Below are 13238 nucleotides of genomic sequence, written 5' to 3' on the forward strand. Positions count from 1 at the left end.
GCGCAGGGCGCCGGACCGGCCACGTGAAGCCCCCACGCAGCCACTGCCCCGCATCGACGTCCAATAGCACTCAAACCTTCCGAATCCCAACCCCCGCCTTCAGCAACGCCTCTCTGAGCCCTTTGGCAAACACCAACGCATTAGGCTGATCCCCATGGATGCAAAGCGTGTCTGCTTGCACGGGAACATCACGCCCATTGACGGATCGGACGACTCGGTCCTGGACCATGCGCAGCACCTGAGCGACGGCAGTATCGACATCCTCGATCATCGCGCCCGCCTGCGTGCGAGGTGTCAGAGACCCATCGTCCTGGTAAGTGCGATCGGCAAAAACCTCGTTGGCGGCACGTAGGCCAAGTTCATTTGCAGCCTCGATGAGATAGCTGCCCGGCAAACCATAAAGGACAAGGCTTGCGTCGACATCGTGAACCGCCCGGGCGATGGCTTGCGCTAGAGGGCGGTCTTTGACGGCCATGTTGTAGAGCGCGCCGTGAGCTTTGACATGGTGCAGACGCGTGCCCTGCGTGGCAGCGACGGCGGCCAGGGCGCCGACCTGGTAGACCACCATATCGTAGGCTTCTTGCGGCGTGACCTGCATCGGGCGGCGGCCAAAGCCGACCAGATCGGGCAGGCTCGGATGGGCGCCGATTGATACGTTGTGCTTGAGCGCAGCGGCGACGGTCTTGCGCATGGTCGAGGGATCTCCACCATGAAATCCACAGGCGACGTTCGCTGAACTGACAAACTGCAGCACCGCATCGTCGTTGCCCATGTGCCAGGCGCCGTAGCTTTCGCCCATGTCGCAGTTCAGATCGATGACGAGGTTGGTGGTGGCAGTCATGGTGAAGTTCCTGATAGGACGAATGATTGTGAGTGGCCGTGAGGGTGCAACGTAGGGGCCGGATTCAGTGTTCGATGTCTAGCCGAGGATCAACATAATGCTAACCCGGACGATGTCAGATTCGCAGCAACGCTCGTAACGGTGCGAGCGCTTCCTGCAGTTGCGTGAAGGCTTCTTCGCGCTCGCCGTCGAGCCGTTGCGCTTCGTCGAGGTCGATCAATGCAAAGCGCACGCTTTGCCCAGGCCTGCGTTGTGCGAGATCGGGCAAGTCCACTGAGATGACTTGGGCGATTTTTGGATAGCCACCAGTACTCTGGCGATCCGCCATGAGGACAATGGCTTCGCCACCCGATGGGACCTGAATGGTGCCGTAGCCGGTCGCCTCGGACAGAATCTGGCGCGGCGTGGTCATGGCCAGCGGCGGGCCTTCCAGGCGGTAACCCATGCGATCAGACTGGGTGCTGATGCGGAACTCGGCATGCAAGAGATCTTGTTGCGAATCGGCAGTGAACTCGTCCCAGTGCACTCCCGGGAGCAGGCGCAGGTAGTCGCGTGTCCGTCCCGACAACGCAGACGGCATATAAACGCGGATTTGCCATAGCGCCTGAGCCAATTCGGATAGCGAGTCTGGCGCAGTGGGCAGTGATGCGTGCAGCCCGATGACATCGCCTTTGGCCAAGGCGCGCCCTGCATGACCGCCAAAGCCGCCACGAACATAAGTGCTCGTGCTGCCCAGGACAGGCGTGAGCGAATAGCCTCCATGAACGGCGAGATAGGCGCGTACGCCCGTATCCGGAGGCGCAGCGCCAAACGCCAGCACATCGCCCGCACGCGCGATCAAAGGGCGATAGCCTGCAACCGGATTGCCGTTGAGCGTAGGCTGCAAGTTGGCGCCGGTCATGGCAAAACAGGCGGGCGCCTCGAATCGCAACGTCGGACCCGTCAAGGTGATTTCCAAGGAGGCGTGATCTGCATCATTGCCCGCCAGCAGGTTCGCCAGACGATGGGCTCGCAGATCCATCGCGCCACAGACGGGGACTCCTACATGCTGGCTGCCGGTGCGGCCAAGGTCCTGGAATGTCGACAACAGACCAGGTTTGAGGACGGTAATACTCATTGTTTGGCCCCGCGCAGACGGTCAAACTCGGCCGCGTCGATCGGCACAAAGCGCACTCGATCACCGGGCTGCATCAGGGTCGAGGGCGTGCGCGCTGGATCGAATAACGATAGCGGGGTCGCACCGATGATGTTCCACCCGCCTGGCAAGCGGCTGGGATACAGCACGCTTTGACGGTTGGCGACGGCGACAGAACCGGGGGGGACTGCCGTGCGCGGTGACGCGCGGCGAGGGATATTCAAGCGTTCGTCATGTACACCGATGTACGGCAGACCTGGGGCGAATCCCAGCATGAACACCAGATTGCCCGGTTGCGTGTGCAAGGAGATGACCTCGTCGGTCGAGATCCCGGCATGCCGCGCCACCTCGTCCAGGTCGGGACCATAGTCGCCGCCATAACAGACGGGGATCTCGACATCGCTTCCTGTTTGCGTATCGGGTGTGATGCCTTGCGACAAGAGACGTTCGATTTGTGCCGCGAGCTCAGCGTAACGCGGCCCGTGGCGGCCATTGGGCTGGTAATGAACGGCCAGTGCAATGAATGACGGCACAACGTCCGTCACGCCCGGCAGCTCGGCCTGGCGCAGCAGATTCGCTGCAGCCAGGCACAGGCGGCCAATCGACATGTCGATCTGGTCGCCAAAGTAAATCATCAGGCAACGGTCGCCTTGCGGCAGAATGCGCCAGGCGGCTGAACTGGATGTGAGGGAAGATTCGTTCACCAGGGCAACCGCCTCCAGACGGGATTATTTTGCGAACAAAGAGTCCAGGTTTTTGAACGACTTGAATTCCAGAGCGTTGCCCGACGGATCCAGGAAGAACATCGTGGCCTGTTCGCCGACTTCGCCTTTGAAACGGACGTAGGGCTCGATCACGAATTTCGTGCCGGCATCGGTCAGTTTTTTGGCCAGGGTTTCCCAGTCTTCCATGGGCAGGACCGCGCCAAAGTGGCGAACCGGCACGTCATGGTCGTCGACGGCGCTGGTCGATTTGTGACCGCACTCGTCAGGCGACAAATGGGCAACGATCTGGTGGCCATAGAAGTTGAAGTCGACCCACTCAGGCGCGCTGCGCCCCTCCGGACAGCCTAGCAGCTCGCCGTAAAACGCGCGGGCTTCGGCGATGTCGCGGACGGGAAATGCGAGGTGAAAAGGGGGCAGGACGGCAGGGGTGCTCATACAAACTCCGAATCGATAAGAATAAATCAAAATAAGTGGGCCTGTGTCGCGATCCAATCACCGAGAAACTCAGCGTACGGATGGCAACCGCATGACAGATAGTGTAGCCACTGTTTTTTTGATAGAAAAACGATATTTCTTGGGTGTGAGCATCAAAAAAATCGATTATTCGATCGAGACGTATGTTGGGGGCAAGCTACGTCGTCCGGGCAGACTCATTAGGGCTTTGAGTTTGTCGTACTCACGGTCCGGGCAGGCGGTCCCCCCGAATCGAACCGTATGGCGGAAAAGCGAGCGGCGCCCACTCGGACGCCGCCCTGTCCTATCAATAACGGTCTTTCAGACCAGATCGCAGCGCACCGTAATCGGGTGGTTGCGCAGCGTCGCCAGCACGGCATCGCTGACTTCGCCGTCGACGTCTGTAATCACGTAGCCTACCTGGCCGCGTGTCTGCAGGCTTTGACTGACAATGTTCAGGCCCTGTTCGGCCAGCAGATTGTCCAACGTTCCCAATGCCCCCGGCGCGTTGCGGTGCACGTGCAAAATACGCGTCTCGCCCGCCGGTTCTTGATACGGCAGTTCCGGGAAATTGACCGCGCCTTTGGTTGTGCCTGCCTGCAGGAATCGCACCAATTTTTCTGCGACCTCGCGGCCGATGTTTTCTTGGGATTCTTGCGTGCTGCCGCCAATGTGCGGCGTCAACAACACGTTGGGCAGGCCTATGAGCGGGCTGGCCAGCGGCTCGTTCGGGCCTTTGGGTTCGGTGGGAAAGACGTCCAGTGCGGCGCCTGCCACATGGCCGGCTTTCAGCGCTGCGTGCAGCTCATCGATATCCACGACGGTCCCGCGGGATGCGTTGATCAAGATCGCACCGCGTTTCATCTGCGCGAGCGTGTCCGCGTTGATCAGGTTTTCGGTGCTTTTGCCGCCCGGCACATGCAGTGTCACCACATCGGCCTGCTCCAGCAATTCCGTCAGCGTGGTTGCTGCGCGGGCATTGCCCAGCGGCAGTTTGCCCTCGACATCATGGAACACGACTCGCATGCCGAGACTTTCCGCCAGAGTGCTGATCTGCGAGCCGATATTGCCGTAGCCGATGATGCCCAGCGTCTTGCCTCGAATCTCGAATGCGCCCGTGGCGGATTTATCCCAGTGTCCCTGATGCACACGGGCGTTTTTCTCCGGGATACGGCGCAGCAACAGAATCGCCTCACCGAGCACCAGCTCTGCGACCGAACGGGTGTTGGAAAATGGCGCATTGAATACCGGGATGCCACGTTGCATCGCGTGATTCAGATCCACCTGATTGGTGCCGATACAAAAACATCCTACCAGCCGCAGATCGGCAGCAGCGGCAAAGGCCTCTGCGTCCATTTGTGTGCGAGAACGGATACCCGCCACATGCGCGCCGCGCAGGGCTTCGCGCAGGTCAGACGGCGGCAGGGCCGTCGCATGCGTCACAATGTCGGTGTAGCCCGCTGCGGCGAAGACTTCGCGGGCGCTGGGATGGATGTTCTCGAACAGGACAATCTTGGTCATGGATGCGGCAGGGGAAAGGCGGTGAAAAAAAGCAAGCCAGAACGGAAAGAGTAAATGAAACTCTTTTCATTCATTGTGACGCAGTTTCCTGCCCCGGACCCGAGAGTCCATTCGGTCTGTATGGCGATAGCCCCGCTCAGGCGGCCACGACCCTTTCCGCCGGAAAATGCAATGCGAACGTGCTGCCTTTGCCCGGCTCGCTGGTGATGTTCAGTTCTGCATCGTGGCGGATGGCGATGTGTTTGGTGATGGCCAACCCCAGGCCCGTGCCGCCCGCGGCGCGCGAACGGCCTCGGTCAACCCGGTAAAAACGCTCGGTGAGACGCGGGATATGCAGCGCGGCGATGCCGATCCCCGTGTCTTGGACGCTATAACGCGCCCCGCCATCGGGCGCGCCCTGCCAGCGTACCGTGATGGTGCCGCCGTCGGGTGTATAGCGCACGGCGTTGGTCAGCAGATTCGACATGGCCGATGCCAGTTCGGTCTCTGCGCCCAGGACGTCCAGGGACTCGTCGATTTCCCAGTGAAAGACATGCCGGCCAGCGGACAGGGCTTCGATCTGCTGGCGGGTGGTCTGCAAGAGGACGGGCACATTGACGGCCCGCGGGTCGGACCCGGGCGACGATTCCAGCGTCGACAGGGTCAGCAGGTCTTCCACGATGGCCTGCATGCGCAAGGCCTGCTCGTGCATCATGGACAGGTATTGGGCACGCTGCTCTTCGTCCAGCGCCTCGGCGGGCATATCGCGCAGCGTTTCCAGAAACCCGGCTAATACAGTCAACGGCGTGCGCAGTTCGTGCGATACGTTGGCGACGAAATCGCGCCGCGTCGTTTCCAGTTTTTCGATTTGCGTGACGTCGCGCGTGATCAACAGGCGGCGATTGCTGGCGTAGGCGGCCAAGTGCATCATCATGACGCGCTCTTGTCCTCCGTGAACCAGACGGACCAGGATGGGCTCGGGCCAGTCACTGCGGTGTGCATAGGCGACAAACTCAGGCGCGCGCAGCAGATTCAGCAGATTCTGGCCGCGATCGGCCGGCAGGTTCAGCGTCAAATGGTGACGCGCGACGCGATTGCACCATTCAATCTGAAAGTCTTCGTTCAGCGTCACGACGCCGTCGGGCAAGGCCTGGGCCGCGGACAGCATGCTTTGCATGGCCGCACGGGCCTCGGCCAAATCCCGCGCGCGAGCACGGGTATAGCGATACAGCGGCGCCAGTATGTCGTCCCACGGCCCGACCGACGCAGGCGGGGAGGTCTCAGGGTGGTGCGCCCAATGCGATACCGAACGCAGGCGCCAGCTGCGCCAGAACAGCATGAATAACAGTGCTGCGCAAAATACCAGCCAACCCGCCGGGTTGCCGATCAGCCATTGCAGGAACAGTGAAATGATCGCCCAGAGAGCGACCAGGAAAAAAGTGCGCAGCCAGATCATCGTGGCTGTTTTTTACCGTGCCGGGACCTGTGCCGTAAAGCGATATCCGCTACCGCGGACCGTTTCGACGTGCGAATCGTGCCCGGAGGGCTCCAGCGCCTTGCGCAGGCGGCGGATGTGCACGTCCACCGTGCGCTCTTCGACGAACACGTGATCGCCCCACACTTGATCCAGCAGTTGCGAGCGAGAGAATACGCGTTCCGGGTGCGTCATGAAGAAATGCAGCAGGCGGAATTCAGTCGGCCCGATCGACAACGATTGCTCGTTGCCCGACAGGCGGTGAGTCACTGGGTCGAGTTTCAGGCCGCTGACGTCGATGATGTCGTCCGTCAACTGCGGCGCGCGGCGGCGCAAGACCGCCTTGATGCGCGCCATCAGCTCTTTGGGCGAGAACGGCTTGGTGATGTAATCATCGGCGCCAGCTTCCAGGCCGTCGACCTTGTCCTGTTCGGACCCTTTGGCCGTCAGCATGATGACGGGAACGGCGCGGGTGCGTTCGCTGTCGCGCAGCTTGCGAGCCAGAGCCAGGCCAGAGGTGCCGGGCAGCATCCAGTCCAGCAAAATGAGGTCGGGCAGCTCGGCGCGAATCAGGGTCTGGGCCTGTTCAGCGTCGAAAGCGCGCAAGACTTTATGGCCGGCAAACGAGAGATTGACGGCGATGAGTTCTTGGATGGCGGGTTCGTCTTCGACGACAAGAATGGTGCTGGACATTGGCAATAGAGGCAGACGATGAGCGCCGGCAGGCGCGAACATTGCGATAGTATGGCCGGAATATTTCAGGTATGTGACGAATTGGTGTTTTGCTGCCGGCTTTCTGCTGACTTGGGCCTCGATCGGCTACCATTGCGTCATATACCGGGCTCTTACTATGCAACAAAACCCTGATTCTTCTTCTGATTCGGCCAGCACGCATTTCGGTTTTCAATCCGTTCCCGAAGACCAAAAGGCACGCAAGGTCGCCGAGGTCTTCCATTCGGTGGCGTCGCGCTATGACGTCATGAACGATTTGATGTCGGGTGGCCTGCACCGCATCTGGAAGGCCTTCACCATCGGGCGCGCCGCCATCCGACCAGGCATGAAAGTGCTGGACATCGCTGGCGGGACGGGCGATCTGGCGAAGGCCTTCGCCCGCCGTGCCGGTCCCACAGGCGAGGTCTGGCTGACTGACATTAACGATTCCATGCTGCGCGTAGGGCGGGATCGTATGACCGATGCGGGGCTGTTGCTGCCCACTGCCGTCTGTGACGCCGAGAAATTACCCTTTCCCTCCGGTTATTTCGACCGGGTGAGCGTGGCGTTCGGGCTGCGTAATATGACTCACAAAGACCGCGCATTGGCGGAAATGACGCGCGTGCTCAAACCCGGCGGAAAACTGCTGGTGCTGGAATTCTCGCGTGTGGCGCGTCCTCTGGCGCCGGTGTATGACTGGTATTCGTTCAACGTACTGCCCTGGCTGGGCAAGAAAGTCGCGGGGGACGAAGCCAGTTACCGCTATTTGGCAGAATCCATTCGCATGCATCCCGACCAGGATACCCTGGCCGACATGATGCGTACCGCGGGCCTGGAACGCGTGCAGTATTTCAACCTGACCGCAGGTGTGACGGCCCTGCACGAAGGTGTGCGTCTGGGGTGAGGGCTGGCGGATACAGAACCCCTTGGGGCGATGTCGAGAAAAGCGCTCTGCCAGAAGGCCGACGCCTCAAACCCATATTGACAACGTTCCGGCGCCTGCTGCCGGAGCCTCTGCCGGGCGTGGCATGTCGTTACGTTTTGCAGAGCGCCCCGCTTGATCGCAGGGAGGAACGGTTCTGACGGCGTTACCTGTCAGGACAGTCGCCTCGCCACAGGGTGTTGCCAGGATAGGATTATTCGAGAGCAAGACGCGACCCAGCGGGAACTTGTCGTCCGTCAGCTTGTCCGTTATTCTTAAGGTATTCAGCTTTCTGTCAGAAAGCGTTCAACAAAAAGCCAGCCACCTAGCGGGGGGCTGGCGGGCAGGGGTCATTCAGGCCTCGGTCACGTGTCAGGAGTCACACAATATGTCCCGATCCGGTATTTCCCGGTTTTTCGCCGCAGCACTGATTGCTGTCGCCAGCACGGCGATGTTGGCGACGTCATTCGACGCCGAAGCCCGTCGCATGGGCGGGGGCAGCAGCGTGGGCCGTCAATCCACCAATATTACGCAGCAGCGCCAGGCCACGACGCCGCCCGCGAGCCCAACCACCACCAACCGTACGGCGGCGCCGGCTACTGCTGCGACGGGTGCTGCAGCCGCAGGCACCGCCGCGAAAAGCGGTATGTCACGCTGGTTAGGACCTATCGCCGGTATTGCCGCCGGTCTGGGGATCGCGGCCTTGCTGTCGCATCTGGGTCTGTCCGGCGCATTTGCCGAGTTCCTGTCCAGCATGTTGCTGATCGCACTGGTCGTGTTCGCCGTGATCTTCATCGTGCGCCGTCTGCGCGGTGCGGGTGGGCGTCGTCCGGCGATGCAGGACGCTTATGGCGCCAACAACGCGGCGCGTCAGGATAATGACCGCCAAGGCCAGCAGCAGCCGCTGTGGCGCGAATCGCTGGCACCGTCGGCTGCTGCTCCCGCCGCGGCGGCGGCAGCGCCTGCCGCCGCCGAGTTGCCCGCGGCGGGCGATAGCGACAATTGGTACGTTCCCGGCGATTTCGACAGCACGGCTTTCCTGGCAAATGCCAAGAAGCAGTTCGTGGAAATCCAGGCCATTTGGGATAGCGGCAATACCGATCGCCTGCGCGAGTACTTGACGGACGATCTGATCGCCGAACTCAAACAGCAGCTGACCGAGCGCGGTGCGGCGCCCAATCAGACCGAAGTCGTCTTGCTGAACGCCGAGCTGCTGGGCATCGAGACGGTGTCTGACGGTCACCTGGCCAGCGTGCGCTTCTCCGGCATGCTGCGCGAAGCCCCGGGCACCGAAGCTTTCCGCTTCGAAGAAGTCTGGAACCTGTTCAAGCCTCAGCAAGGCGGGTGGCTGTTGGCCGGTATTCAGCAGATTCCCGTGGAATACGCCAGCTGATCGGAGCCGGGGCCGGACACTTCCGTTGTCCGGTCTGATCCTCAGCCACTGCAGAGGGGCGCCGTTTGTGCGGCGCCCTCTTTATTTCCACGGGTTTGCGCCCGTTTTCAGGGACGGCACGCCCTGACCCGGTAAACTCCGGGTATCTCCGTTTTTTTGGCGGGGTCTGCCAGTGCAGGCTCGCTTTGCATCGATGTTGCCTTTTTCCTTTTTGCCCACTCCGTCGCGGTTAGCCGTTCGCGCGCTCAACGGCTTGTTGTCGCGTGAAGACTGGGCGCGCGAGCGCCTGTCGCGCCACGCGGGCAAAACCGTGCGTTTTGCGCTGGGCGGCTTCGTGACGGGTTTGGCGATCAATAGCGAAGGTTATGCCGATCTGGCCGACACCGCGGTGGTGCCCGACGTCACCCTGACCGTCAATCCCGCCAAGTTCAATCCGCTGGGAATGCTGCCCGGACAGGATCGGCCCGATGTCGTCGAGGCTACGCATATCGAGGGCGATGCTGCGCTGGCTCGCGTGGTGGCTGAGCTGGCGGAAAACCTGCGTTGGGATCCAGAGGACGATTTGTCGCGGCTGGTGGGCGATATTCCCGCCACGCGTCTGATGGCCGGCGCCCGTGCGGCAGGCGAGGGCGCCAAGGCCGCGGTGTCCAGTCTGAGCCGCAACGTATCGGAATATTTGGCCGAAGAGCGCGGCGTTCTCGTCGGGGCATCGCTGCTGGAGCAGTGGAGGCTGGATCTCGCCGACTTGAATCAGCGACGTGACGACGCTGCCAGAGCGGCAGCGGCATTGGATGCGCGCCTGGCTCGTCTGGCTGCGAAGCGGGGCGCTTGATTCATGCTCAGCTTTTTCCGAGTTCTTCGCATTCTGTGTGTCGCCTACCGTTACGGCCTGGACGATTTGGCTTTGTCCAGTCTCAATCATCCCTTGGCAAAGGGGCTGCGCTGGTTGCTGCGTCTCGGACGGCGGCCAAAAGCGCCCCGAGGGCTGCGGCTGAGGCGTGCGCTGGAGTCGCTCGGCCCCATTTTCGTGAAATTCGGCCAGGTGCTGTCCACCCGGCGCGATCTGATTCCGGCAGACATTGCCGACGAACTGGCGCTATTGCAGGATCGCGTGGCGCCGTTTCCCTCTGCGGAGGCGGCGGCATGTATCGAGGCAGCACTGGGGGCGCCACCGTCCAAACTGTTTGCGCAGTTCGAGGTGGACCCTGTGGCCTCGGCGTCCATAGCCCAGGTGCATTTTGCTGTGCTTCACGATGGCCGCGAGGTCGCGGTAAAAGTCTTGCGGCCGGGCATGCGCCAAGCCATCGAGCGGGATTTGTCGTTGCTGCATATTGTGGCTCGCATCGTCGAGCGCACCGGTGCAGACGGGCGGCGCCTGAAACCTCGTGAGGTCGTCGCCGAGTTCGACAATTATCTGCATGACGAATTGGACCTGGTGCGCGAGGCCTCGAACTGCAGTCAGCTGCGCCGAAATTTTGACGCGACATCGGGGCGCGGCGATTTGCTGATCGTGCCCGAAGTCATCTGGGAATACACCGCGGCAACAGTGTTTACCATGCAACGCATGTACGGCATTCCCGTGGGACAGATCGATCGCTTGCGCGCTGCAGGTATTGATATTCCCACGTTGGCCCGCAGTGGCGTCGATATCTTCTTTACCCAGGTGTTTTCCGATGGTTTTTTCCATGCGGACATGCATCCGGGCAACATTTACGTTTCTGACCGGCCCGAGACGCTCGGGCGTTATATCGCGCTGGATTTTGGCATCGTCGGCTCGTTGTCTGAGTTCGACAAAAACTATCTCGCGCAGAATTTCCTCGCCTTCTTTCATCGGGACTATCGCCGCGTGGCGCAGTTGCATATCGAGTCTGGCTGGGTGCCGGCCGATACCCGCGAAGAAGAGCTCGAGGGTGCTGTACGGGCTGTATGCGAGCCGTATTTTGATCGGCCATTGTCCGAGATTTCGTTAGGGCAAGTGCTGCTGCGGCTGTTCCAGACGTCGCGGCGTTTCAATGTCGAGATCCAGCCGCAATTGGTGCTGCTGCAAAAAACGCTGCTCAACGTCGAAGGGCTCGGCCGGCAACTCGATCCGAATCTGGATCTCTGGAAGACGGCCAAGCCCTATCTGGAAAACTGGATGCGGCGTCGTATGGGGTTTGACGGCTTTCGCCAGTCGTTGGCCAAAGAGGCTACGCAATGGTCGCAAACACTGCCGGCCTTGCCGCGCTTGATGTATGAGCAGCTCAGCCGTCCTGACACGACGCCGCAGTTGCTCAGTGAAATGACCCGTCTGCGCCACGCGCAAGAACAGGGAAACCGCCTATTAATCGCCTTGACGGCGGTGTTGGCGGTCGCAGTGGGGGTGGCCTTGTGGGCACTGACTCGCTGATACGCTGACTGTGCGTCTGTCATGATTTTGTCGTAAATCTGTCATGACAGATTCGCACGCAACAGCGATAAACACGCTTGCGTGACATGCGCATAGCGTCCGGGCCGTGATGACACGGCATTCCGAAAATGATAGCGCCCCACGCGGGAAAATTAAGGGCCACACCATGCTTTATCCTGAACTTTTCAAGACCATGGAAGCCGTGCGCTGGAACATGGCGAGCGATATTCCTTGGCACGAATTTGATCGCAGCAAGCTGTCGGACGAACAGGCGTACACCATCAAGATGAACGCCATCACCGAATGGGCGGCGTTGCCGGCAACAGAAATGTTCTTGCGCGATAACCGCGGCGATAGCGATTTTTGTGCGTTCATGTCGGTGTGGTTTTTCGAGGAACAGAAACATTCCCTGGTGTTGATGGAATACTTGCGGCGCTTTTGCCCCGAGCTGGTTCCTACGGAAGAGGAATTGCACAAGATCCGTTTTGAGTTCGATCCGGCACCTGAGCTCGACACGCTGATGCTGCATTTCTGCGGCGAGATCCGTTTGAACCATTGGTATCGTCGCGCTGCGGACTGGCATACCGAGCCGGTGATTCGCGAGATCTACCGCACGATTTCGCGTGACGAGGCGCGGCATGCGGGCGCGTATCTGCAGTACATGCGCCGCGCGCTGCATGACCGCGGCGAGCAGACCAGCGCCCAGGCACGCTTGTCGTTTTCCAAGATCGGCGTGCTCATGGCCTCGGCCGGCCGGACATCGCAGGCGATGCATCCGACCAATTTGCACGTGAACAAAAATCTGTTTCCGAACGACACTGTGCAATCGCGCCTGCCTGAGCCGGGTTGGCTGGAAAACTGGCTGGATACACAGATTCGTTTTGACGATGTGTGGGAACAAAAAGTCGCTACCCGCATTCTGCATATCCTATCCAAGCTGATGGGACGGACTTTCGATACGGTGAAGGACCTGAGCCGTTATCGCAAGGAGGTTTCCAGCCTGATCTCGGCAAACAACGAGCAGTCCGGCTTGATCGTGCCTGTCGGCGCGTGACATAGGCGCGTGATACGCATCCTGGACGGCGGCGGCGTACAATTCGAGTATGTCTGCCGCTCGTTTTGAATCCAAAATCCTGTCCCGCGACGCTTGCGCCGCGGCGATTGCGTTGGGCAAATTGCCCAGGCCGTTGGTCTTTACCAATGGCGTCTTCGATATCCTGCATCGAGGCCATGCTACCTATCTGGATCAGGCTGCCCAATTGGGAGCGACGCTGGTGGTGGCGATCAATACCGATGATTCGGTGAGGCGCCTGGGCAAGGGCGATGATCGTCCGCTCAATCGCCAAGAGGATCGTGCTGCGTTGCTGGCTGCGTTGGAATGTGTGAGCATCGTCACGACTTTCCACGAGGATACGCCTGTCGAGATCATTGGCGAGTTGCGACCGGATCTGATCGTCAAAGGCGGCGATTACGATATGGAGACTCTGCCTGAGACGGCGCTGGTGAAGACCTGGGGCGGGAGGGCGTTGGCGATTCCGTTTGAATTTGAGCGGTCTACGACGTCGTTGGTGCGGAAGATTCGGGGCGGGTGAGGTCGGTGGTGGCTGAAGAGTCTGGTTGATAGGGCTTATGAGTTCTTTAGTCGCCGGGGCTCGTCGTGTAAAGGGCGCGCTGGCCCTANCGCCTGGTCTGGCC

12 protein-coding genes and 1 pseudogene are annotated in these 13238 nt (G+C 60.6%); 6 read left to right on the top strand and 7 right to left on the bottom strand.

Going from position 1 to position 13238, the window contains the following annotated elements; all coding sequences use genetic code 11:
• Window positions 1–70: 70 nt before the first annotated feature.
• From ACNA0I_RS26315 to phoB, 7 genes and pseudogenes are all read right to left on the bottom strand, one after another.
• Window positions 71–841, bottom strand: coding sequence for a LamB/YcsF family protein (locus ACNA0I_RS26315; protein WP_415808978.1), 771 nt, complete (start codon window positions 839–841; stop codon window positions 71–73).
• Window positions 842–956: 115 nt separating this feature from the next.
• Entirely contained in the window at window positions 957–1958 is a 1002-nt protein-coding gene (locus tag ACNA0I_RS26320; RefSeq protein WP_415808979.1) for a 5-oxoprolinase subunit C family protein, read from the bottom strand.
• The gene (pxpB, locus tag ACNA0I_RS26325) at window positions 1955–2680 is read right to left on the bottom strand and encodes a 5-oxoprolinase subunit PxpB (RefSeq protein ID WP_415808980.1); all 726 of its coding nucleotides are present in this window, start codon (window positions 2678–2680) and stop codon (window positions 1955–1957) included. Before pxpB ends, ACNA0I_RS26320 begins: the two co-directional genes overlap by 4 nt.
• 24 nt (window positions 2681–2704) lie before the next feature.
• Window positions 2705–3082, bottom strand: coding sequence for a VOC family protein (locus ACNA0I_RS26330; protein ID WP_415808987.1), 378 nt, complete (start codon window positions 3080–3082; stop codon window positions 2705–2707).
• A 393-nt stretch (window positions 3083–3475) separates the two neighbouring features.
• Window positions 3476–4678, bottom strand: a pseudogene (gene serA / locus ACNA0I_RS26335) (phosphoglycerate dehydrogenase); the annotation flags it as partial.
• Between the two features lie 133 nt (window positions 4679–4811).
• Window positions 4812–6110, bottom strand: coding sequence for a phosphate regulon sensor histidine kinase PhoR (phoR, locus tag ACNA0I_RS26340; RefSeq protein ID WP_415808981.1), 1299 nt, complete (start codon window positions 6108–6110; stop codon window positions 4812–4814).
• A 12-nt stretch (window positions 6111–6122) separates the two neighbouring features.
• Window positions 6123–6821 (bottom strand): phosphate regulon transcriptional regulator PhoB, encoded by a 699-nt coding sequence (gene phoB / locus ACNA0I_RS26345; RefSeq protein WP_094819892.1) that lies wholly within the window; start codon window positions 6819–6821, stop codon window positions 6123–6125.
• A gap of 157 nt (window positions 6822–6978) precedes the next feature.
• Here phoB and ubiE point away from each other — a divergent pair, with 157 nt between their 5' ends.
• The 6 genes from ubiE (at window position 6979) to rfaE2 (ending at window position 13135) form a co-directional block, all read left to right on the top strand.
• On the top strand, window positions 6979–7743 hold the full coding sequence (ubiE, locus tag ACNA0I_RS26350) for a bifunctional demethylmenaquinone methyltransferase/2-methoxy-6-polyprenyl-1,4-benzoquinol methylase UbiE (RefSeq protein WP_415808982.1): 765 nt from the start codon (window positions 6979–6981) through the stop codon (window positions 7741–7743).
• A 406-nt stretch (window positions 7744–8149) separates the two neighbouring features.
• The gene (locus ACNA0I_RS26355) at window positions 8150–9154 is read left to right on the top strand and encodes a Tim44 domain-containing protein (protein WP_415808983.1); all 1005 of its coding nucleotides are present in this window, start codon (window positions 8150–8152) and stop codon (window positions 9152–9154) included.
• A gap of 193 nt (window positions 9155–9347) precedes the next feature.
• Window positions 9348–9986: a ubiquinone biosynthesis accessory factor UbiJ gene (locus ACNA0I_RS26360; protein ID WP_415808988.1), complete on the top strand. Its 639-nt coding sequence runs from the start codon at window positions 9348–9350 to the stop codon at window positions 9984–9986.
• 3 nt (window positions 9987–9989) lie between these two features.
• Entirely contained in the window at window positions 9990–11543 is a 1554-nt protein-coding gene (gene ubiB / locus ACNA0I_RS26365) for a ubiquinone biosynthesis regulatory protein kinase UbiB (protein ID WP_415808984.1), read from the top strand.
• A gap of 166 nt (window positions 11544–11709) precedes the next feature.
• Entirely contained in the window at window positions 11710–12597 is an 888-nt protein-coding gene (locus tag ACNA0I_RS26370) for a ferritin-like domain-containing protein (protein WP_415808985.1), read from the top strand.
• Window positions 12598–12646: 49 nt separating this feature from the next.
• On the top strand, window positions 12647–13135 hold the full coding sequence (rfaE2, locus tag ACNA0I_RS26375; protein WP_415808986.1) for a D-glycero-beta-D-manno-heptose 1-phosphate adenylyltransferase: 489 nt from the start codon (window positions 12647–12649) through the stop codon (window positions 13133–13135).
• The last annotated feature ends 103 nt before the right edge of the window (window positions 13136–13238 follow it).

This window comes from Bordetella muralis (genome assembly GCF_965139205.1).
GTDB classification, from domain to species: Bacteria; Pseudomonadota; Gammaproteobacteria; order Burkholderiales; family Burkholderiaceae_B; genus Bordetella_A; species Bordetella_A muralis.

Coding starts and splice junctions, on each gene's coding strand:
- ACNA0I_RS26315 (WP_415808978.1), bottom strand. CDS start 841: ATGACTGCCACCACCAACCTCGTCATCGATCTGAACTGCGACATGGGC.
- ACNA0I_RS26320 (WP_415808979.1), bottom strand. CDS start 1,958: ATGAGTATTACCGTCCTCAAACCTGGTCTGTTGTCGACATTCCAGGAC.
- phoR (WP_415808981.1), bottom strand. CDS start 6,110: ATGATCTGGCTGCGCACTTTTTTCCTGGTCGCTCTCTGGGCGATCATT.
- phoB (WP_094819892.1), bottom strand. CDS start 6,821: ATGTCCAGCACCATTCTTGTCGTCGAAGACGAACCCGCCATCCAAGAA.
- ubiE (WP_415808982.1), top strand. CDS start 6,979: ATGCAACAAAACCCTGATTCTTCTTCTGATTCGGCCAGCACGCATTTC.
- ACNA0I_RS26355 (WP_415808983.1), top strand. CDS start 8,150: ATGTCCCGATCCGGTATTTCCCGGTTTTTCGCCGCAGCACTGATTGCT.
- ACNA0I_RS26360 (WP_415808988.1), top strand. CDS start 9,348: ATGTTGCCTTTTTCCTTTTTGCCCACTCCGTCGCGGTTAGCCGTTCGC.
- ubiB (WP_415808984.1), top strand. CDS start 9,990: ATGCTCAGCTTTTTCCGAGTTCTTCGCATTCTGTGTGTCGCCTACCGT.
- ACNA0I_RS26370 (WP_415808985.1), top strand. CDS start 11,710: ATGCTTTATCCTGAACTTTTCAAGACCATGGAAGCCGTGCGCTGGAAC.
- rfaE2 (WP_415808986.1), top strand. CDS start 12,647: ATGTCTGCCGCTCGTTTTGAATCCAAAATCCTGTCCCGCGACGCTTGC.